At 53.6% G+C, this 22,290-nt stretch carries 14 protein-coding genes; 3 read left to right on the plus strand and 11 right to left on the minus strand.

What is annotated here, in order from left to right; genetic code table 11:
- Positions 1-19 precede the first annotated feature (19 nt).
- The 3 genes from NP589_RS03260 (at position 20) to NP589_RS03270 (ending at position 3,863) form a co-directional block, all read left to right on the plus strand.
- A complete protein-coding gene (locus NP589_RS03260) occupies positions 20-730 on the plus strand; it encodes a PepSY-associated TM helix domain-containing protein (RefSeq protein WP_256605675.1) in 711 nt (236 codons plus the stop codon).
- A gap of 4 nt (positions 731-734) precedes the next feature.
- On the plus strand, positions 735-1,418 hold the full coding sequence (locus tag NP589_RS03265) for a Fe2+-dependent dioxygenase (RefSeq protein ID WP_256605676.1): 684 nt from the start codon (positions 735-737) through the stop codon (positions 1,416-1,418).
- A 435-nt stretch (positions 1,419-1,853) separates the two neighbouring features.
- Entirely contained in the window at positions 1,854-3,863 is a 2,010-nt protein-coding gene (locus NP589_RS03270; RefSeq protein ID WP_256605677.1) for a TOL_0244 family TonB-dependent receptor, read from the plus strand.
- Between the two features lie 30 nt (positions 3,864-3,893).
- On the opposite strand, the gene NP589_RS03275 is transcribed toward NP589_RS03270, so the two are convergent.
- The 11 genes from NP589_RS03275 to NP589_RS03325 form a co-directional block, all read right to left on the minus strand.
- The gene (locus tag NP589_RS03275; protein ID WP_256605678.1) at positions 3,894-4,277 is read right to left on the minus strand and encodes a NifB/NifX family molybdenum-iron cluster-binding protein; all 384 of its coding nucleotides are present in this window, start codon (positions 4,275-4,277) and stop codon (positions 3,894-3,896) included.
- A gap of 111 nt (positions 4,278-4,388) precedes the next feature.
- Complete coding sequence (locus NP589_RS03280; protein ID WP_256605679.1) at positions 4,389-5,222, minus strand: class I SAM-dependent methyltransferase; 834 nt, start codon at positions 5,220-5,222, stop codon at positions 4,389-4,391.
- A 186-nt stretch (positions 5,223-5,408) separates the two neighbouring features.
- On the minus strand, positions 5,409-10,244 hold the full coding sequence (locus tag NP589_RS03285; protein ID WP_256605680.1) for a CheR family methyltransferase: 4,836 nt from the start codon (positions 10,242-10,244) through the stop codon (positions 5,409-5,411).
- 212 nt (positions 10,245-10,456) lie between these two features.
- Positions 10,457-13,186 carry an EAL domain-containing protein gene (locus tag NP589_RS03290; protein WP_256605681.1) on the minus strand — a complete coding sequence of 910 codons (2,730 nt, stop codon included), beginning with the start codon at positions 13,184-13,186 and terminating at the stop codon, positions 10,457-10,459.
- 6 nt (positions 13,187-13,192) lie between these two features.
- The gene (locus NP589_RS03295) at positions 13,193-16,492 is read right to left on the minus strand and encodes a PAS domain S-box protein (protein ID WP_256605682.1); all 3,300 of its coding nucleotides are present in this window, start codon (positions 16,490-16,492) and stop codon (positions 13,193-13,195) included.
- A 3-nt stretch (positions 16,493-16,495) separates the two neighbouring features.
- Positions 16,496-17,023, minus strand: coding sequence for a YfiR family protein (locus NP589_RS03300; RefSeq protein ID WP_256605683.1), 528 nt, complete (start codon positions 17,021-17,023; stop codon positions 16,496-16,498).
- Between the two features lie 246 nt (positions 17,024-17,269).
- A complete protein-coding gene (locus NP589_RS03305) occupies positions 17,270-19,702 on the minus strand; it encodes a TonB-dependent siderophore receptor (protein WP_256605684.1) in 2,433 nt (810 codons plus the stop codon).
- Between the two features lie 227 nt (positions 19,703-19,929).
- Positions 19,930-20,373 carry a roadblock/LC7 domain-containing protein gene (locus NP589_RS03310; RefSeq protein ID WP_256605685.1) on the minus strand — a complete coding sequence of 148 codons (444 nt, stop codon included), beginning with the start codon at positions 20,371-20,373 and terminating at the stop codon, positions 19,930-19,932.
- A gap of 20 nt (positions 20,374-20,393) precedes the next feature.
- Entirely contained in the window at positions 20,394-20,807 is a 414-nt protein-coding gene (locus NP589_RS03315) for a roadblock/LC7 domain-containing protein (protein ID WP_256605686.1), read from the minus strand.
- A gap of 33 nt (positions 20,808-20,840) precedes the next feature.
- A complete protein-coding gene (locus tag NP589_RS03320) occupies positions 20,841-21,389 on the minus strand; it encodes a V4R domain-containing protein (protein WP_256605687.1) in 549 nt (182 codons plus the stop codon).
- A gap of 23 nt (positions 21,390-21,412) precedes the next feature.
- Entirely contained in the window at positions 21,413-22,258 is an 846-nt protein-coding gene (locus NP589_RS03325; protein WP_256605688.1) for an OmpA family protein, read from the minus strand.
- Positions 22,259-22,290 lie beyond the last annotated feature (32 nt).

Below are 22,290 nucleotides of genomic sequence, written 5' to 3' on the forward strand. Positions count from 1 at the left end.
AGCTTCTGGAACTTTAGCCATGAATTCAGTTACCGCCCCCCTGTCCACGCCAGCCAACCGCCCGCCCAAGAAAACCAACGGCGGTTACCTGTTTTTACCGAAAAACCTATCTCGCGGCGCCTTTCTGAAATGGCTGCGCCGCACCCATGCCTGGTTCGGGCTGTGGGGCGCGGCGCTGGGTTTACTATTCGGTTTTACCGGGATTTTAATGAATCACCGCGATGTCTTGAAAATACCCATCGGCCGCATGGAACAAAAAGAAATTCAACTGGCATTGCCGGACCCTCATCCCTCTGACCCGAAAGCGCTGGCCGCCTGGCTAGGCCAAACTTTAGGCGTCGATACCGCCCATGCCAAAATCCGCAAGGAACCCGCTAAAACCGTGACTTGGAATAATCAAGCGGTCCAGCAACCGGCCTCCTGGCAAATCAACGTCCGCAATCCGCAAAAAATGCTGTCTGCGGACTACTGGGAAGGCAATGCTTTTGTCACGGTCAAGCAAGGCGAAGCAAACTTGTTGAATACCTTGAACAACCTGCACAAGGGCACCGGCATGGGCGTGGGCTGGGTGTTGCTGGTTGACACTTTGGCCGGCGGCTTGCTGTTGCTGAGTTTGACCGGCACTTTGCTATGGACCCGGTTGCACGGCAATCGCATTGCAGCAGCGGGGTTGGGGCTGGGTTCAATGAGTTTGGCGGTGTTTTTTGCCATGCAAGCCATTGCGGGTTAGGACCATGTTGATCGAAATTCCGGAAGTCCTCTCCCCCGCAGAATTAAAACGAGTTCGCGAGCTATTGTCCGACGCTCCTTGGGCGGATGGCCGTATCACCGCCGGCACGCAGTCCGCACAAGTGAAAAACAATTGGCAATTGCCTGAGCAAACCGAACAAAGCCATGCCGCCCGCGCCATCGTACTGGAGGCTTTGAATCGCAATCCGCTATTTCTGTCGGCGGCGCTGCCGAAAAAAATCTACCCGCCACTATTCAATCGCTACGCAGGAGAGCAGAACACTTTCGGTAACCATATCGATAATGCTATCCGCCAATGTCAGGTCAGCGGCGAACGGGTGCGCACCGATTTGTCGGCTACTATCTTTCTGGCCGACCCGGACAGTTACGAAGGTGGCGAGTTGGTCATCGAAGACACCTACGGCGAACATGCAGTGAAACTGGCAGCGGGCGACATGGTGCTATATCCGGGCTCCAGCCTGCACCGGGTAGCACCGGTGACGCGCGGCGCGCGCTTGGCCTCGTTTTTCTGGCTGGAAAGCATGGTGCGCGAAACCGAACGCCGCCGCTTACTCTTTGAAATGGATATGGCTATCCTGCAATTGCGCAACACCCAAGGCGACAGCGCCCCAACCGTCAACCTGACCGGCTGCTATCACAACCTGCTGCGGATGTGGGCGGATGTATGAAACCTACCTAATTATCAACTCGGCCCTTAAATTCACAGTGTCGTCGTTCACGGGAAAGCGGGAGCCGTTACCGCGTGGCGAATCCAGTATGACACTGGGCCCCAGCCTGCACGGGAGGGAGGCTATGGTAGAGCCTGGTTAATAACACCTTGCTTCAGATCAAGGTTTTGAGCATCTTAAGCTAGAAGGCCGCTGAAAACTTTAAGCTCGTCCCGCCGCAATCACGCAAGCGGGCACTCGGCTTGCACTCCTCCATTCCTTAGCCTTAAAGCGCGCCCGCCATTCGCCGAATCTGTGTAATCCGCAACACTATCAGTCAATAGACTGACCTAAATGCTACAAAAACTTTGTGATAAATCGATGCTGCGCTACATTTGCAACTGAAGAATTAACTAAGAGACATCATGTCTCTCGCCTTGCCCCATTTGCAGCAGAATGAAAAACACCTTTTACACCGTTTGGATAAGCGCGCTATCCTTGGCTGTCCATGCGGAAATTGCCTCGGCCGACACCGATTTAACCGAGTTGAATATAGAAGAACTGCTATCGGTAAAAATCACATCCGTTTCCAAGAAAGCCCAAGCGCTGGGCGATGCGGCGGCGGCGGTATTTGTCATCAGCAACGACGACATCAAACGCGCGGGCGCCACCAACATTCCGGACGCACTGCGTCTGGCGCCCGGTATTGACGTCGGCCGTATCGACGCCAACAAATGGGCGGTCAGTTCGCGCGGCTTTAACGGCCGGTTTTCCAATAAATTATTAGTATTAATCGACGGCAGAAATATCTACACGCCGGCGTTCTCCGGCGTGTATTGGGAAATGCAAGACGTGATGCTGGAAGACGTGGAGCGCATCGAGGTGATTCGAGGCTCCGGTGCAGCGTTGTGGGGTGCCAATGCCGTTAACGGCGTGATTAACATCATCACCAAACATTCTGCCGACACGCAGGGCGGCTTGCTCAGCGCCGGCGGCGGCAGCGAAGAACGCGGGTTTGGCGCATTCCGGTATGGCGGCAAACTCAATGAAACCACCAGCGGCCGAGCTTATATCAAGGGCTTTGAACGCGACGCCCATAGCAGACCAGCCGGCCAAGCTGCCGGCGACGCCTGGAGCAAAATGCAGGGTGGTTTTCGCATAGATTCAGACTGGTCGGCTGCCGACTCCGCAACCGTGCAAGGCGATGTGTATCACAGCAATTTAAACCAGCAAATCGGTTTAGCCTCGCTCACCGCGCCTTATCGGGAAACCATCGCCGACCAGGTTCAAGCCACCGGCGGTAATTTGATGGGCCGGCTGCAACATCGGATTTCCGACACCTCCAATTACGCCCTACAACTGTACTTTGACAGTTACGACCGCAGAGAGAGTTTTATTGAAGAAGAACGCTATACCGGAGATGTGGATTTTCAACACCGCTTTGCCCTGAACGATTGGAACGACATAATCTGGGGGGCTGGTTATCGATATACCTACACCAAAGAAAACCAAGTTAAACAGAGTATTGTTAATTTTACTCCACCGCAACGCGGTGAGAGTTATTTCAGTACGTTCTTACAGGACCAATTGACCTTAGTTGACGAACAACTGTGGCTCACGCTGGGTTCCAAACTGGAACATAACGATTACACCGGCATAGAAGTACAACCCACGGCCCGTCTGCTCTGGGGGCCGGACCCCAACCACCGACTCTGGGCAGCCGTTTCCAGAGGCGTGCGCATTCCGTCGCGGGTGGATGCGCATATGGAGCTAATCGGCCAAGTCGTGCCTCCGCTTACCAGCCCCAACAGCACGCCTTTGCCGCTCGCCTTGGCGGTAACCGGTTCGAACGCTTACCAAGCCGAACAGGTGTTGGCGTATGAAACCGGCTATCGCTACACGCCCAGCAATAGTTTTTCCTTGGATGTATCGCTGTTTTATAACGATTATCAAAATCTGCGCTCCTATCATCCAGGCTCGACGGATCTTTCAAATGTGCCGTTTTTTATAAAACAGCCTTTGACCATCGACAATACCGGCAAGGGTAAAACCTATGGCGTGGAAACCGCTGTGGTTTGGAAGATGTTGGATTGGTGGCGTTGGGATTTGAGTTATAGCGTGTTGAAAACCGAGCTTTCCAGCAATCCGTATTACCAGGAAGCGGTTTCGCCGCAGCATAAAACCTCATTGCGCGCGATGCTCAATCCCACCGAGGACATTACCCTGGATGCTTGGCTGCGTTATGTGGACAATGCCAGCGCCTTTACCCTAAGCGGGCCGGCCTATATCAAAGCCTACACCACGCTGGATCTGCGTCTGGCCTGGAAGCTCAATCAAGCTGTCGAGTTATCGTTGGTCGGACAAAATCTATTGGACAACCAGCATCTGGAATACATTCAGGAAACCTTCACCCAAGCCGCCGAAGTGCAACGCGGCGTGTACGGCAAAGTGGTTTGGGAGTTTTGAGCGCCTTAATCCCATCAGCTAACTACCGTTTTATTCGCTGGATTTTAGGCAGTGTTGTTCTTCATGCGGCGCCCCATCGACAAGTTCTCCGGCGAGATAAGCCGCAACGGCCTGGGATGGCGACGTCTCGACAGTGGTGTGGAGCTTGGTGTTTCTGTCCAGCAGGTTGCGCTTCACCCCGTCTCCCGCTGATCCGGCAATAGCCACATCCACATAATGCAGCGGATGGCGGTTGCCGTCGCCGCGCACATGCCATTCATGCAGGCTGCCAATCTCGGTGAGATCAAGCGTCCAGGCCAGACTCGCCTCCGCTTCATTTCCGGCGACATAGACCAGCCAGCGCGACGCCCTGCCGGCATGCGGGGCAATATTCCCATCCTTTTCAACAGCCACGGCAATTAGTGTTTCGTTCATCGATTCGGCACCTTTGATAAAGAAAATTTGTTACGGAGTAAATCCCTTCTTTTAGAGATAGTCAATATTATCGACATCCGCCGGCTAATTTCGCCGCGGGTATTCCAAAGCCTATTGAACGGCACCGAGCGCCGTTCCGGGCTTTATAAACCGCAAGGTCATGCGATCACTTTCCCCGATTGCCGCGTATTTATCCCTATCCTTGCTGCCAAGGCTGAATGCCGGCGGCAAACGCCACACCCCGCCCTCTTGGTCTTTGCTGTCGGCCGGATTGGCATTGATCTCGCTGGCAGCCTGCAACACAAAGCCGGCAGCGCCGGCCCAGGCAATCAGCTGATTTTGCCCGATATAACCTGAGAAATCGTCGTCCGCCACATCGCTATTCGCCCGGTGCTCAACCAGGCCCAGCGTACCGCCTGGTTTAAGTACGTCGAAAAACCCCCTGAACATCAATGCCACGGTATCCGCTTCTCGCCAGTTGTGGACATTGCGAAACGTCAACACCACATCGGCTGAACCGGGTTCGCCGAACGTCGGCGTAGCCTCATCAAAAAGCCGAATCTGCGGATTGCCGTATAACCCCGGCGCAGCCTGCAATTTTCGGTCAAGCGCGTTGAATTGTTTTGCATAATAGTTTTTGGCGCTGTCTTTGACAGCACTATCCGGGTTTATCACAGCGGCGACGTAATGGCCGCTTTCGCGGAGAAAGGGCGCCAGAATCTCGGCATACCAGCCATAACCCGGCGTTATTTCGATAACGGTTTGCCGAGGATTCACAGCGAAGAACTCTAGCGTTTGTGCCGGATGCCGCCATTTGTCGCGGGCGGCATTGGCGGGATCCCGCCATTCGCCGGCAACAGCGGCTTCCAGTGTCAGTGGCATCTTAGGATTGGCTTGATCCGGCTGCGTACAGGCACTAAGGACGGCAATAGCGGCTAAAAGCATGGGGTTTCTAATCACGGCAACGTCATTCCAGTTAGTTGAGATTAATACCCTAAACAATTCCGCAGATTCCAGGGGGCTCAAGCCCACTTTGCGACAGCCCGGGGATCACAACTCGCCTGATGGCATTTACGGCAGAAACCAACAACACCATGATGCACATCGAGAACCACCAGCAAAGCTTCCAATTCAAGACCGCGCACTGTGCTCCAACCAATACAACAAACGAGCACAAAGGCTGGCAGGATCAAACGGTTTGGAGAGAAAATCATTCATACCCGCTTGCAAACACAACTCACGGTCTTCAGCAAAAGCGTTAGCGGTCATTGCAATAATCGGTACACTTTGCCAGCCGTCCAGCAAGCGGATTTGCCGGGTAGCCTCAAGCCCGTCCATCACCGGCATCTGCATGTCCATAATCACCAAAGCAAACGGCTGTTGTTTGGCTAGAGCCAGCGCGTCCGCGCCATTATCCGCTACCGTGACCTCAAAACCGGCCGCTTCCAACAGAATGACGCCAACCGCTTGATTGATCGGTTCGTCTTCTACCAGCAACAAACGGGTGCCGGCATACTGGCTACGCAGAATCTGCTCTGCGGTGTCATCGCCGCTGTCCAGCAATTGCCTGGTGCCGCTTATATGGCTGCCCTTGCTTAACCAAGCGGTAAACCAAAAGGTACTGCCATGTCCCACCGAGCTAGTGGCATCGGCCTGGCCGCCCATTAATTGAGCGAGCCGTTTGGTAATTGCCAAGCCCAAGCCGGTGCCGCCGTGCTTGCGGGTGATGGAATTATCGATTTGCTCAAATGCAGAAAACAACTTTGGAATCAGATCCGACGGGATGCCGCGACCGCTGTCTCGCACTTCCACCCTCAACAGCACTTTATCGCCCTGTTCGCTAACCGGGAAAATCCGGACCTGAACAAAACCTTTGTCAGTAAACTTGATCGCGTTGCTGATGTAGTTTATTAACGCCTGGCTAAAGCGGATGGGGTCTCCGCACAATAGATAGTTTAAAGTTGAGCAATCCACGCTTAAGCTCAGGCCTTTGTTTTCAGCCAATTCGTGCATAATCGTCTGAACCTTGGCCGCCACGTCACCTAAATCGAACTCCACGGATTCCAACACCAACTTTTCCGCCTCGATCTTGGACAAATCGAGGATATCGCTGATCACGCCAAGCAAATGTTGCGCCGAGTCGCCAATTTGCTTCAGAAAACTCGTTTGCTCCGGGTCTCTTACTTTGCGGGACAAAATATGGGTGAGACCGACAATGGCGTTGAGCGGGGTGCGGATTTCGTGACTCATGTTGGCCAGAAATGCCGTTTTTGCCTGGTTGGCGGTATCGGCACGCAGATTCGCTTCAACCAGTTCGTCCAAGCGCTGGTGCATCTGCGTAATATCGATATGACAGCCCACCATTCGAAGCGGCTGACCGGTTTCCGCCCATTGCACCACCCGGCCGGCGCAAATCACCCAAACCGTGGAACCGTTCTTGTGTCGATACCTCACTTCGTTGTAATACGGTTCTGCACCATGACTGGCTACATGCCGCTCGAACTTTTCGGTAACACGGGGCAAATCCTCGCTAAAAATAAATTTTTGCCAGCTTTCCGGGACATTTGGAAATTCGTCGTCCCCATAACCCAACATAGCTTTAAAGGTATCACTAAAATATTCGCTGCCTTTGGGAATATTCCAATCCCAATAGCCCGCAAAAGCCGACTCCAATAGCCCCTGCAAATGGCTAAGCTCTTCCTCTAGCAAAGCGTTTTTGCGCAATTGCTCTTCGGATCTCTTTCGCGCGGTAATATCGATGACCACACCAATATATTTAATCACGCTGCCATCGTCATTCGACAGCGGGCGACCTCGGCACATTAGCCAGCGCGGCTCCTGCCCTTCAGGGAGCACGACCCGCCATTCAGTTTCGAACGCAGCCGAACGCGCGACCGCATCTGCGTTGATGGCCTCTACCCGCGCGATGTCGTCCGGATGCACCGTTTTCCGCCAAGACGCATAACAGGGTTCGACCGAGCCATAGGGAATGTTATACAAACCCCATAGGTCGTCAGACCAATAATTCCGGTTAGTCGCCAATTCCCATTCCCAGGAACCGCCTCTGGCGGCATCCATAGCCAAACGCACGCGTTGCTCACTTTCGCGCAGTACTCTCTCGGCTTGCCGCTGAGCCGTCACCTCTGTCGCCACCCCGGCGACATAACACCGACCTTCCACATCGCAAAAGCTAAACTTGCTGCTATGCCAAATTTGCTCGCTACCGTCCGTTTCGATGATCGTTTCATCTATTTCTAACGCCTGCCCGGTCTGCATGACTACCAAGTCATTGGCGCGTAACTGTTCGGCAACGCTTTGCGGCCACACCTCAAAATCGGTTTTATTCAGACAGTCCTGGAGCTTTACCCGAAAGCGCTGCTCATACACTTTATTCAAATAAACATAACGCCCCTCCTCGTCTTTAATCCAAGCCGCAGCGGAACTGTTATCCATAAACAGCCGAAAGCGGGCTTCAATATTTCTTTGAGCTTCTTCGGCGGAATACAACTCGGAAATATCGGAAAAGCTCAATACCGCGCCGGCAATGTCGCCCACCTCGTTCTCGAATGGATCGATCTGCATCAGAAAATGAAAATCGCCGTGGTGGATCTGTTCCACCACCGAGTCGCCACTGAGCACTACGTTGCTTACGTAATCTCGTAACTTAGGTATCGGGATATGACAGGGAATTCCGTACAAAAACTGCCCGATATCGTCCGGCACTAAACCGAACACCCGGGTAGCGAAGGCGTTGTAGCGCGTGACATGGCCTTCTTTGTCGACCAGGACCAGACTACTACGCAGGGAGTTTTGAATACTGGTTAGCGTGGCATTGAGCTGGGCAGACTCCACTGACTTGACCCGCAACTCATCGTTTAGTGTGGTTAATTCTTCATTCGAGGCTTGCAGTTCCTCATTGGAGGCCTGTAACTCTTCGCTGGAGCATTGCACTTCCTCACGCAGCATCTGCAATTCGGCATTGGCGGATTCGAGCTGGTTAATCACGCTGTGTAAAAGTTCGCGACTATCCGCCAACTCTCGGCGAATTTGTGCGATTTCGTCATAGGGTTGTGCAGTTTTATCCGGCGTTTTGCCGGCTAGCAGAATCGGAGCGACCTCTATAAATGTAATCAACATACCAAACTCATGGCTGCCCGGCGTCTGCTCAACCCGCGTCACTTTCGGCCTAACCCGGCAGGCGACACCATCAATATGTATGTCGAGCGTCACACCTTCCGCGACGTTTAGCTTTTCTTGTATCAACCTGAAACAGAGTGCTTTCAGTTCATTACGCAACTCGGGCAGACACAGCGAAAACACTGAAAAATCGGTACTTTCTTCAGGCAATCCAAAAAAGCGGCGGCCATTGCCGAAAAAGCGCAAGGGTTCAAAATTATCATTGATCAGCACGCCGGCTGGCGCGTAATCCCTCATCAAAGCGTTAATGGCTAACTCGGTTAAGGCTTGCCGATAGTGCGTATTCCCCATATTCAACTTGGCTCCGTTGGCTTCGATAGCGGCATTAAACGGCGAATAGCGAAGTACATGCCGCGTTTCCACGGCCCGACGGCGATAGAGTTTATTACTGCCATCCAATACCTCGAACAAAGGCGAATTTAGCCCTACTGATTCTGACTTTCCCAAGAACAACAAGCCGTCAGGCTTCAGCGCGTAATGAAAAGCGTTGATTAAATCCGATTGCTGCGCCGGTTTGAAATAAATCAACAAATTCCGACAACTCACCAAATCCATATTAATGAAGGGTGGGTGATGGATAATGTTGTGCGTGGAAAATATACATAACTCACGGACAAGCGGCTGAATCCGCCAACCGCTCCCCTCATTTTTAAACCAACGCTGTTGCCGCTCCGCGCCTAAATTGGTCATTTCTCGGGATGTGTATACCCCAGCCCGCGCAAATTCAATCGCTTCATCCCGAATGTCGGTCGCAAACACCCGCACCTCGAATAGGCTTAACCTGTCCCCCAAAATCTCGGCCAAGAGTATTGCGATAGAATAAGGTTCTTCACCGGTTGAGCAGCCGGGCACCCAAACTCTGATTGAATCGCCGGCCGCTTTGCCGGCTACCAGAATCCGCAATGCGGCTGCCAATGCCGCAAAGGCGCTTTCATCGCGAAAGAACGATGATACCGACACCATAAAGCGCTGTTGCAAGAGGCTGAGTTCTTCCGGATGCTCTTTAACGTAATCGACATAGCGTTCCAAGGAGTCGATTTCCAGACTGCGAAACCGGCGAAATGCCTGGCGACGCAAGGTGCCTTCCTTGTAACTGTTGACATCCAAGCCGGTCGTGTGATGAACCAAGCGGATTAACTCTGAAAATGCGTTCGCGGAACCCATCACTTCATCGTTGATTACGCCATCGATGTCGTCGGTGTGATTCAGCCACTCGGCAATCTGTTGTGAACTGCCCACCAAATCCGCAAAGCCTAATTTGATGACCGACTCGGGCATTGCGCTATGCACGGCGTCTGCCGGGTTTTGCAAGATAACCAAGCCCTCGGCTGCGGCGACCGCTTCAGCCCCCAAGGTGCCATCGTGTCCCGAGCCGGAGAGAATAACGACGATGGCTTTATCCTGCCGGCTGTCAGCGATGGAACGAAATAATCGATCTATCGACGGCGCGATGGGTTGTGCCTCTTCGACCTGAAACACTAGCAATTTGTCATCCACCACCTCGATATTGTGTCCCGGCGGACACACAAAAAGGTTATCCGGCGCCAGAGCCATACCATCCTCAGCCCAGGATACGGCAAGCTGGCATTTGCTCTGCAATAGTTCTATCAGTGAACAGGGCTTATCGGGCGATAGATGGTGAGCCAACACATAGGCGAATCTCCCCCGCTGTTTTAATCCGGCAATAACCGGCATTAAGGCTTGCAGCCCACCCGCCGAAGCGCCAATACCGACCACTTCGCACTTTTTTTGTTCTCCCCCGCTCCCCACCAACAACCCCTTCGCTTATTATTTTTATAATGATAATTTACGGCTCAACCAGGAACTGTTGCCGTTTTACCTGGTTAACTTAATTAAAGCGTATGCCAGAGCGATAACACTTTAAAAATTGCGCTTCATTTTGTCGCACCGTGTGACGACGGCTCTGAAATATTTCAGTCACCCGCTAAGCTTCGGCCTTTGTTCAGGCAGAAGATGTGCCTCTAACTTTCTTTAGCCTGCAAATCGGGCTGCGCTGAATAATCGCATTGGGCTTCGAAATCAGCCAATGGTACCGGCCTACCGAAGAAGTAGCCCTGATATAAATGACAGCCTTGCAATTCCAAGAATCTCAACTGTTCTTCGGTCTCAACACCTTCGGCAATACTCTCGATACCCAAGCTCTCAGCCATGCCGATGATGGTTTGCACAATCACCGCATCACTTTGGGATAAGGTAATATTGCGCACGAAGGACTGGTCGATCTTCAACTGGTCAATCGGTAACTTGGTCAGATAATATAGCGACGAATAACCGGTGCCAAAGTCGTCCATCGAGAAGCGCACGCCAAAATCACGAAGTTGCTGCATTTTCACAATAGCGTCCTCAATGTCATCCAGCACCAAACTCTCGGTGAGCTCAAGTTTAAGCCGATTAGGACTCAAATCGTAGCGCGCCAAAGTTCGCCGCACTTGCTCAGCAAAATCCTCTTGATGAAACTGCATCGCGCTGACGTTAACAGCAAGTTGTAGTTTGGACTTAACCGGATCGTGTTCCCAGGCTTTGAGCTGAGCGCAAGCCGAGTCCATAACCCATTTGCCTATCGGTAAAATCAAACCGGTGTCCTCGGCCAGGGGAATAAACTCCAAAGGCGAAACCAAGCCGCGTTGCGGATGCTGCCAACGTATCAACACTTCCGCGCCGATAATCAGGCCGGTTTGATTGACCTGCATCTGGTAATACAACACCAATTGCTGCTCGGCCAATGCACAACGCAAATCGCATTCCAATACGGCGCGAGTCTCCAAAGCGGCCTGCATCACCGGATCATAAAACAACAGCTTATTACGGCCGCCGCGCTTGGCTTGGTATAGCGCGGTATCGGTATATTTCAGCAACTCTTCCGCCGTAATATGTTGATTGCGGAACATGCAGATGCCCATGCTGGCCGAACAATGGTGATCATATCCCTGCAACGAATACGGTTGATCAATGGCGGAAAGGATTTTGCCGGCCAGCGTTTTGGTATGAGCAGAAGCGCGCGTTTCATCCGAGCTTAGGCTGTTGAGGATCATCACAAATTCGTCGCCGCCCAGCCTGGCGACAGTATCGCCTTCGCGCACACAATCTCGGAGACGTTGGGCGACTTCGATCAGCAGCAAATCGCCAATAGTATGGCCCTTGGTGTCGTTAAGCGTTTTGAAGTTATCCAGGTCAATAAACAAGGCCGCACCGTGTTTATCATGCCGGGCGTTAGTCACTATTGCTTGTTGCAAGCGGTCGTAAAGCAGACGGCGATTCGGTAGGTTAGTCAGTGGATCGTAAAACGCTAAGCGCTCAATCTCGGCTTCCGCCTGCTTTTGGGCCAACGCGCGGCTGAAATTTTCCAAGGCCAAGTTAATATCCATCGACATTTCGACCAACAGATCGCGGGCAGCATCGTCGAAGGCGTTAACCTCGTCAGCGTACAATACGAATGCGCCGACCACGCTATCGTTTCTCCGCAATGGCAACGAGGCCGACGCCGCCCAGCCGGCGCGCAAGCCCTGTTTTCGCCATGGCACGGTAAGCGGATCGTTAATGAAATCCTGACACCAATAAGGACGTTGTTCGCGGATCGCGATGCTGGTAGGGCTGTGGCCGAAAGCGCTATCGGCAGACATGGACATATCTATCGTGGCCAGCTCATCCGCGCCTTCGCCAAAACTGGCAACCGGACGTATAACGCGCCGATCAGCGCCAAACAAGCCAACCCAGGCCATTTTCATACCGCCAAATTCCACGGCGGCTCGGCAGATTTCCAGGAATAATTCGGCTTCGTCGGCACTATGCACGATGGCCTTATTGCACTGACTCAAGGCGGCATAGAGCTGCATGTGGCGCTGAACTTTGGCTTCGGCTGCCTTACGCGCGGTTACGTCGCGGGCGATGCCGAGCACACCTATCGGTTGGCCGTCCTGATTCAATACCGGTGTCTTCAGGGTTTCGAACAAGCCGGAGTAGCCGTTCTCGGCGAACGTCAGCCATTCTTCATTGGCGCAAACCCGGCCTGCCGCCAGGGCTTTGCGATCATTCTCGCGGAAAAAGTCGGCCAGTTCCCTGGCGGCAAAGTCGTAATCGGTCTTGCCGACAATGTCAGCTTCCTTGGCGCCGTATAAGCGTTCGAATTGCCGATTGCAGGTGATATACACGCCCTGTGGGTCCTTTAACCAGACCAGATCGGGAATAGTGTGCAGCAATGTGTGCATTAGGCTATGTGCCGCAACAAGGTCGTTCAGACTGGCCCTGAGCTTTTTCTCGCTTTCCAGGAGTTGGTGGCTGCGCTCTTCCACCAGTTCTTCCAGATGATTGCGCAGCCGGTCGATTTCCAGATGCGTGCGCACGCGCGCCAGTAACTCCTCGCGCTGATACGGCTTGGTGACGAAGTCCACCGCGCCTAGTTCGAAGCCTTGGACTTTTTCATCCGGCTCGGACAGCGCACTGATGAAAATGATCGGCACATTGCGGGTATCGGGATGCGCTTTGAGCCGACGACACACCTCAAAGCCGCCCATACCCGGCATCAGAATATCCAGCAACACCAAATCAGGCGGATTGGCGGTGGCAAAATTAACCGCCAGCTCACCGTTTATCGCCGAACGCACCTCATACCCTTCGGCCTTCAGTAGATCCGACAGCAACTTCAAAGACGCCGAGGTGTCGTCAACTACCAGAATTTTGCCTGTATTTATCATGATGTTCTAGTTACTCCCCAGTACCTTGAGTATCGTCGGATACTCATAACTTTCGGCAAGCCGACTCAATGCGGCTGTCACCCTCAGATCGTACGCCGCAATCTGTTGAATAATCATACCTATACGCTCGCTATCCAGATTTTTCACCGCCAACTCCAAATCCCCGCGTAAATTCTGCGGCACTACTGACAGCATCTCCGCCGTCAAAATCAGGTCCTCTGGCATTATTGCCGGTGGGTCGGCATACACATAGCGCACGCCCAATAGCCGGGTTAGACAGTCGTAAATTTCGTTGGCCCGGTAAGGCTTACAGATTAAGTCATCCATGCCGGCCACCATGATATCCGCCCGTTGCTCGGTGAAAGCCGACGCCGTGACCGCCACTATTTTCACTTCTTTGCCGCCCGGCAAGGTCCGAATGATTCTGGTCGCTTCCAAACCATCCATGACCGGCATCTGTCTATCCATCCAAATTAAGTGCGGCTGCCAGCTTTGGAATAAGGCCACGCCCAGCTCGCCATTCTCTGCAACCTTAACCTGAAAGCCCACGGCCTCCATCAGATTAACCAGCAATAATTGATTCTCCAGCTGATCTTCGATTATCAGAATCCGATAATTGTCCTGCCCCGGCATCAGCCCCAGAACCATACGTTCTTCCAAACGGTACAGATCGCTAATATCGGCTGCCTGCGCCTGCTTCAGCGGCACATCGATCCGAAACAGCGAGCCCTTTCCCGGTGAACTTTCCAGACTGATGGAGCCCTTCATTAGTTGCACAAATTGCCTGGTGATGCTTAAGCCCAGCCCGGTGCCTTTGTTGTCGGCAAGGTGTCCTATCTGCACAAAGGGTTCGAAAATGTGCTTTTGGTCTTCAGCTGTAATCCCGGGGCCGGAATCCTCTACTTCAATCAACAGATGAGCGATGGCGTTGTTCTTGGTGGACAGGCGTATGATCACCCCACCTTGCTGGGTAAATTTCAGCGCGTTGCCCACCAGATTGATCAATACTTGGCGCAAGCGGGCCTGGTCACCGACGATATAGCGCGGAAATGCCGAAGACTGATCGACGACTAATTGCAGATTTTTCTCGGCAGCGCGTACCTGCATCATCTTTATCACATCAAGCACCATTTCCCCCAAATCGAACGGCGCCTCTTCCAGTTGGACGCGGCCGGCTTCTATCTTGGCCATTTCCAACACCTCATTGATCAAGTTCAGCAAGTGTTCGCCGCTACGATTGATAATTTCGACGTTGCAGCGATCACTTTCATGCAGCAAGGGGTTTTTCAGCAGGATGCCGGAAAATCCGAGAATGGCGTTCATCGGGGTGCGCAGTTCGTGGCTCATATTGGCCAGAAACACGCTCTTGGCTTTATTAGCCGCTTCGGCGGCATCACGAGCCAGCAGCAGCTCGGCAGTGCGTTGCTGTACCGTATTTTCCAACTCATTTCGATAGCGTATCAGTTCGTTTTCCGCGCGTTTGCGATCAGTGATATCGCGGGCAATTTTGGAAGCCCCGACAATTTGGCCTTGCGAATTTCGTAGCGGCGACACCGTTACCGAGACATCAATCAATTGCCCTTCTTTGCAGCGGCGGACAGTCTCATAATGCCTGATCGATTCTCCGCGTCGAACTTTAACCAGGATTTCCCCCTCCTCACGCCGGCACTCGTCGGGTATTAGGATATCAATCGAATGACCGACGATCTCGTCGGCCCTATACCCGAACATGCGCTCCGCTCCCTTGTTCCAGCTGGTGATGATGCCGTCTAGGGTCTTACCGATGATGGCATCTTCAGTGGATTCAACAATCGCGGCGTATTCCGACAACAATTTCTCGGCGTTTTTGCGCTCGGTAATATCCCGGCAAATTGCCAGGTTGTATATCTTGCCGTCGAACTCAAAGCAGTTACCGGTCACTTCCACCGGGAAAACCTGACCATCACGCGTCCGGTGGGTCGTTTCGAATTGCATCTGGCGGCGCTCCGACAACGCCGGCCAAAATGTCTCCCACACTGCCGGCGACCAGCTGGGATCAATGTCGAACACCCCCATACCACTGGTGAGTTCATCACAACTGTATCCCAGCCTGGTAGCGGCACCTTGACTCGCATAAAGAAATTTCGGATCGTTCTCGGGCATCAGAAATATGGATTCCTTCACTTGATCCAGAGAGTAAGTCAGCAATTGCAGCTGGTGCTGGGCCTGTTTACGTTCGGTAAGATCGTATATCAAGCCGACGAATCCGCAGATGCCGCCGCTCTCGCTCCGCAAGGCCGTTATTGATAGGCTCACCGGCACGCGGGTCCGGTTTTTGCGGATAAAAGTCCACTCGTTTTCCTCAGGCAGATTGCGCAGGGGACGCGCGGTAAAGACGTCGAATCCCGGAGAAATCAAGACCCCAAGTTCTTCAGACAATTTCTGAGCGTAGCGCTCGACCTCTGCCCTATCATGCCAAAGCGCCGGCGTTTTCTTGCCTATCAACTCGCCGGCCATATACCCCAACAAGCGTTCTGCGGCCAAATTGAAACTGGTAATAGTACCGTCCGGGGAGGTAGAGACAATAGCGTAGGCCGCATTGTCCAAAATCGTGCGATGGAAGACGTTAAGCCGGGACAATTCGATTTCGCGTTCCTCAACCGCGTCCATCATCGCGTTGAAACTTTGCCCCAAACGCGCTACTTCATCGGTACCGACGGCAGGCACTCGATGCCGGTAGTCGGCGGAGTGCCGAACACGCTCGGCGGCTACTGTTAAGGACGCAATCGGCCGAATGATAGTGCGTCGCAGCACCGCCAGCTGCCCTAAGGTCGCGGCCAACAACACCAGCATGCCGGCACCGAATAACCAGAACAACTGGTGCGTTTGCTGGCTCAATTGTTCCAAACCCATCACAATGCGCAGGCGCCCGCCTTTGCTTAAACCCTGCAACAACTCTGCGGTATCGTGGTTTAGATAAACGCCATCGGGCAGGCTTGGCATACCCCGAGGAGGGCCGAATACGTTGCCGTTGAGGCTGGCCAGAATCCTCCCGCTATCCAAAAAAATATCCGCCTCCTGAATTTGCGGATTGGCGCGCAAGGTATCGAGAACTTCCTGAGCCCGCAGCGGATCTTCGAAAGCCACCGCCGCGTCAGTGCCCACGGAGACCAATTGCGCGTAGGGCTCCATGATCTGCCGGACGCGCTGTTCCAAGGTCATGCTATGAAACAGCGCCAACCCCGCCGCTGCCAACACAAACGCCAACAGCGCCGCCCCCCAAAGCACTAGCGCAAGTCTGTTATAAATAGTGGCTTGGATGGACATCACTTATCTCATTCGGCGCATCTCGCCGTTTTCCAAAATCTCGCTGGAGACTTCCAACATTTTGGTCTGAATCGCCAATGAAACCGCTCGGGCTTGGTCGAGGTTGATGCTCATCCGCACCCTATCCGTCACTTTAAATGCTATGACTCCACCGTCCGGCAAGAATTCCGGCTCGTCACTGACCGTAAGAACCGGCTTTTGTTTTAATACAGCAAGCGCCGTGCGCCGCTTTGCGGCATCCGGATAAGTCATAAAAACAATCTGACACGGCGGCAGCTCTTCCAAGGTAGCGGCGCGAACAATGACAAAAGTACGACCCTGTTCGGTCCGTCCCCGCAAGGTCGTTTCCAAAATATCACCAAACGGATCGGGTCCCAGGATACCGATACACCAAGGTGCATTGCCGGCTGGAAGCGCGTGTTCCGGCCAATTGACATAGTGGGCAAAATTGCGCAGGAAAGCGGCCTTCACTTTATAGGGGTTATCGACTAAGACATCCTGGCTGAGGGCCAAGCCCGGCAAAAGCAGCACCGCGGCAAGCCAAAGAGCCGCCCGTGCATTGCGCCTCGAACATATCCATTTCCCTGCGCAGGAAGCGCAAGACGCATGCGAATTGGTGCTCAAAACCTTACCTCTTGCGTCACAAATCCGCCGTAAAGCCCAATATCGGCAAGGCCTGAGGCGAACCGGCTTACAGCCCGGCATCCATACAACCCGAATGACTCCGAAGTCAAACAGAATGAATAGTCGGCTGGTTTCATAGCCTTAGCGCCAGGATCAGAACTTGACCGAAAAGTTGATCATCAGCTCGCGGGGCCTGCCACGGCTGCTTTGCGAGGGCCGGTACTGTTCGTCGAGCAGGTTTTTGCCCATCAGGTCTATGCTCATGCTATGCCCTCCCGCTTCCCAGGTATAGCCGACCAGGGCGTTCAACAAGGCGTACGTTTGCCGCGAGGTGGCCGGGCTATCAGGCAACAAAGTCTGATCGAAGACCAGATTGACACCGCCGCCCAGATGCAGGCCGCGCAGCGCCTCCACACTAAAGTCGTAACGCGTCCACAGGTTGGCCAGATGCGGCGCGCTCATTTGCAGCGGGGCGTTGTGGAAACGGTTGACGTTCTTATAATTCGCCAGCCCGGCCGCGTCGAGCGAGCCAGGATCTTGGGCGAGGATGGCATGGTCCCGACCGCTGAATTCGCTGATCCTCGCGTCCATGTAGCTATAGGACAGATACAGTTGCCAGTCGTCGGTCAGTTTAGCGGTGGCGTCCCATTCGATGCCGTGGGAACGCTGCTCACCGCTTTGCAGACCGTAAATTGTGATGCCGCCGGCGGAATTAGTCACCGCCAGATCGTTGACGATGTATTTATTACGGATATCGAAGTAAGTCAGCGTACTGGACAAACGACCGCCAAACCAGTCGGCCTTAATGCCGACATCATACCCCCAGCCCTCAGTCGGCTTGGGAATCGATAAGGTGCCATCCAGATTGTTGACCGGAAAAGTGCCGGGCACGAAAGATTCGGCGTAACTGCCGAACAAGGACCATTCGGGTGTCAGTTTGTAGAGCAGGCCATATTGGGGCGTGACCGTGCTGGCGGTGGAAACTTGCGATTGGTTGGTCAGCCGGTTTGTGTATTGGCTTTCGGTCGAAGTCCAGCGCCAACCTGTCAGCAGCAGTAAGCGGTCATCGAAGAAACCGAAGGTGGAACTGCCGTAAACCGATTTGTCCACGGCCTGCACATTTTCGTCGAGGCCGCTGGTCGTCAGCAGGGATGACGGTATCGCCGTATTGCGGTTCCAGGTATTGGGATTGCCTAAATCCCACAAGGGTAAAGGCGAAGCAGTCGGATTACTGCCCAAGGCCGGATCATTCGCGGCCTGCCCCCCTGCGCGATGAAAATTGCGGTCTATGTATTGACCGCCCAGCAGCAAACGCAGACTGGCGAAACCCAGGTCATACTTGCCCACGCCTTGCAGTTCTATCGTATCGTCGCGGTTGCTATAGATTTGCTGCCTGACCCGACGGCCCTGCATCAGCGTGGTGTTATTGACCATGCCGAGGTTGCCGGTAAACAGCGCATCGACATCGTATTCCAAATGCGAAAAGCCGGTACGCAGATTCCAGTGCTCGTCGGCCTTGAAGTCTATCCAGGTGCTGAGATTATGCGTGTTGCTATGCCGATAGTCACTGTAGGCCATGCTATTCCAATTATTGGGCAGGCCCGGCACATCCACGCCCGAGAGGTTGGGATCGGCGGCTGTCGGCAACACGCCGACCTGCGTGCTGTAGCCGGGTTTTTGCATGAGCTGGGGTTCTTCGATTTTTTCGAAGTTTTCGTATTTTAACGAGACACTCAGGCGGTCGCTGGGTTGCCAAAGCAAAGAAGGCGAGATGTTCCATGAGTGCGCATCATACGGTTCCCAGTAATGCATATCCTGGTCATAGGAAGCCGCCAGCCGGTAGAACAAGGTTTTGGTAGCTGGCCCCGTGACGTCGACATCGAAACGGTACTCGCCGTAGGAGCCGTAGCGTGCATCGGCATTGGCGGCAAATTGACGTTGCGGATTTTTGGTGATGACGTTGACGATCCCGCCCGGCGCGACCTGACCGTACAGAAACGATGCCGGCCCTTTAACCACTTCAACCCGCGAGATATTGGTGAAATCCAGAACAGACGGGCCGTGGACGCCATCGCGCAGCGTGTGGATATTGCCACCGGCCAATGATCCAACCGCGAAGCCGCGAATGGCCAGGTTGGCGTTGCCTTCGTTGAAGTCGTTGCTGCGATAGGTGACGCCAGGCGAATAACGGGCTATGTCGAAAATATCGCGGGGCTTTTGATCCTTGATGAAGGACTCGGTGAAGGCTTGGAGCGCAAACGGCAAATCGCTGATCGGCGCATCGAAACGGGAGCCGGACACCGAATTCGAGGCCAGGTATCCGCTATCGAGCTGGAGGGAGACATCGAAGGGCGACACCTTGACATTTACCAGCTCCACCAAATCCATATCGGCGACATCCCTGCTTGCATCATGAAACTGTTCGGCGGCATTGGTCTCGATACCGGCATCCTCATCCGCCTTCGAATCAGCCGAAAAGGTCTGGCTAGACTTCGCGGTATCAGCTACTAAGTCGCCGCCGATTTCCGCCGCCATAGTGATTGGCTGGCGCAGCACAGCAAACACAAAAGCCAATTTGACAGTCATGCCGACGCCAAATTTAGACCAGCAGTCTCTCATTTTGCATCCCCCCGGTGATTTAACGAAGATCTAGTTATTCTTTTTTCGAAACCGTGAGACAACACCCACCGTTTACTGAACAGCTTAGTTCAGCTGCCAATGGAGGGCAATTTCTATGACCGTGGGAGAGCGGAATTTCTCCTAACAGCCGGAGGGGATGGAAGAAACGGCGGCGTGGATTTAACTGCCGCTGTCTATTTGGCCTGACTCAACACGGTGGCCAAATTGACACCCTTGGGACTGGAAATACATAAAATAATAGGCCCGACGCTGAGCATCGCCAGCTTGTTGACGGCACCGACGATGACGATCTGTTCGATCTCGCCGAGGCCTAGAGAGGTTTCGCCGTGCTGAGCGGCGCGTATCGTTTCCTGAATGACCGCCCCGAATGCATCCATATTGGACGCTTCGGCGGACTGGGCCAGAATCAGGCCGTCGTGGTAGGCTGCACAGGCGCTTACGCCCTCAATCTTGACAACTTTATCCACCACAGCCTGCACGGCGTCGATAAATGCCGCGCGCTTTAGGCGGGTGGCTTCGCTGACATTGACGATGTCCGCCGCCGGTTGCCGGCGCGCGGCGAGATAGTCGTCGGCGAGCGTATCCAGCTGCGCCAACTGCGATTCAAACCAATGCATATTCAGGCTCTAGGCAGCGGTTAATTGGCCAGATAACTGGTGAACAATTTTTTCAATACCGGGATGGTTTCTTTCAATTCAAACCGCACCCGACCCAACAAGGCTTCCCGCTGGGTTACCAGAGCCAAAATGAAGCCCGCGTCTATCGGTGTTGATAAGATATAACCGTCGTTGTTTTCGCAAATCACCATGTTGGTCAAATGATGGCCGACGTGTTGCGCCGCTTTCGCCGCCGCGCCGAATACCACCTGCACGGAGGCGCCGATGGCGTCGGTGTTGATTTCGAAATCGCGGTGGATATGCGTGACAAAGCCGTCGCTATCGACAATGGCCGCCGCCGATACGCCCTGAATGTTCATCAGATTACGCAAGATGGAATCGATTTCGCTGTTCTGAGATTTTCGCGGGTCGAGAAATTGGACATTGCTACTCATGTTGTTCTCCTGATTCTTTTAATAATTATCAACCTACAGTAAATCGACGCGGATTAAACAAGTCTTGTCGCCCAGCGCATTGCACTTGGTTTCGGTCGCCTTCACGTTGCGATTAAAAAAGGTTCTGACGATGCCGCCGACCATGCCGGCTTCGAAATGACAGATAGGCGCGGAAACGTGATGAATGCCGGCGCAGGATACGCATTCGTCCACTCGCAATTCCAACACCCCCGCCGACAAATCTACTTTGTCCGGCACTACCAAACCGATGCTCAGCTGTCGGCACAGCAATTTGATTTTACCGACATAGGTTTCCAGATCCTTATCGATATTGGCGGCGGCAATCTGCCCCATCGCCAAACCCAAACTCTGGCCGGAATGGTAAACCAGCGACGGCGCGCCCTGCCCTAATATATCTTCCACGTTCGATCCCAGCGCCACCATGCGCAAGGCTTGAAACAAGCGGATCGGAATCAAGGGCCCCAAATCCTTGCGGTTTTCGATATCGAACTCGCCTGAAATAATGCCGTCGAGAATTTGCTGTTGGGCTATCTGATAGTCTGATTTAGTGTTTTGTATCATGGCGTCTATCCTCTTTAATTCGGTTAATTATCCACACACTGCAATTCGACCCGACGGTTTAAAGCCTGGCCCTCTTTGGTATCGTTCGGTGCCGCCGGTTTTCTCATGCCTTCCGATGCGGTGAGGATGGCTTTTGCGCCGATACCGCTAGCGATCAATAATTTTTTTACCGCATTGGCCCGCGTTAAACCCAACTGTAAGTTGGCGGCATCGCTACCCAAATTACAGGTATGCCCGTTCAGCTTAATCAGGTTTCGACAGTTTTTTGCCGCGCTTAATAGTTCGTTGGCGCTATTAGCCGATTCCGGCGTCAATTTGCTGGAGTCGAATTTGAAATATACGGTAAACGGCACCGCGGCAGACGCTTGAACGGCCTTATCCGGAGAAGATTTGGGAATACCTGCCGCTGTCGGTTCGGTGGGTAACTCCGGCAACGCGTCAGGGCTCTGAATGTCGGCATCGCCGGCGGCCGACTGTTGCGCGTTTTGATTTGCCGCCAGCGAGTGCTCCGGTTTAGCTTCGGCAACCAAAGTTGGAGCCGCTTCGGCAGGGGGCTTCGGCGCTGGGGTATCAGTATTTTCTGAGGCTACAAGCGGTGTTGACGCCGGGCTTTTGACTGGCGCCGCCTGTTTATCCAGGGCTGCGGTCTGGGTGATGGCTTCCGGCTTTTGCGTTAAATCCGGCACTAACACCGCCAGCAAGGCCAGTGAACCAATCACGCCAAGCAACCAGGGCACATTGCTGTGCATAGGCTTTTTTAGGGTTTTGTCTGACTTGCCTTGCGGATTGCCGGATTTCAGCCGCGCTTTATCCGTGGACGGAATAATGCCATCCAGGCCGTCGTGATCGAGTGATCGAGGTTTTTTCATGGAATTCCCTTAAGTTCCGTTTGCCGGAAGCC

This window comes from Methylomonas rosea, assembly GCF_024505055.1.
Taxonomy (GTDB): domain Bacteria; phylum Pseudomonadota; class Gammaproteobacteria; order Methylococcales; family Methylomonadaceae; genus Methylomonas; species Methylomonas rosea.

Excerpts from the sequence above, each read along its gene's own strand:
- NP589_RS03260 (WP_256605675.1), top strand. The coding sequence starts at position 20 with ATGAATTCAGTTACCGCCCCCCTGTCCACGCCAGCCAACCGCCCGCCC.
- NP589_RS03265 (WP_256605676.1), top strand. The coding sequence starts at position 735 with ATGTTGATCGAAATTCCGGAAGTCCTCTCCCCCGCAGAATTAAAACGA.
- NP589_RS03270 (WP_256605677.1), top strand. The coding sequence starts at position 1,854 with ATGAAAAACACCTTTTACACCGTTTGGATAAGCGCGCTATCCTTGGCT.
- NP589_RS03275 (WP_256605678.1), bottom strand. The coding sequence starts at position 4,277 with ATGAACGAAACACTAATTGCCGTGGCTGTTGAAAAGGATGGGAATATT.
- NP589_RS03280 (WP_256605679.1), bottom strand. The coding sequence starts at position 5,222 with ATGCTTTTAGCCGCTATTGCCGTCCTTAGTGCCTGTACGCAGCCGGAT.
- NP589_RS03290 (WP_256605681.1), bottom strand. The coding sequence starts at position 13,186 with ATGATAAATACAGGCAAAATTCTGGTAGTTGACGACACCTCGGCGTCT.
- NP589_RS03295 (WP_256605682.1), bottom strand. The coding sequence starts at position 16,492 with ATGTCCATCCAAGCCACTATTTATAACAGACTTGCGCTAGTGCTTTGG.
- NP589_RS03305 (WP_256605684.1), bottom strand. The coding sequence starts at position 19,702 with ATGACTGTCAAATTGGCTTTTGTGTTTGCTGTGCTGCGCCAGCCAATC.
- NP589_RS03310 (WP_256605685.1), bottom strand. The coding sequence starts at position 20,373 with ATGCATTGGTTTGAATCGCAGTTGGCGCAGCTGGATACGCTCGCCGAC.
- NP589_RS03315 (WP_256605686.1), bottom strand. The coding sequence starts at position 20,807 with ATGAGTAGCAATGTCCAATTTCTCGACCCGCGAAAATCTCAGAACAGC.
- NP589_RS03320 (WP_256605687.1), bottom strand. The coding sequence starts at position 21,389 with ATGATACAAAACACTAAATCAGACTATCAGATAGCCCAACAGCAAATT.
- NP589_RS03325 (WP_256605688.1), bottom strand. The coding sequence starts at position 22,258 with ATGAAAAAACCTCGATCACTCGATCACGACGGCCTGGATGGCATTATT.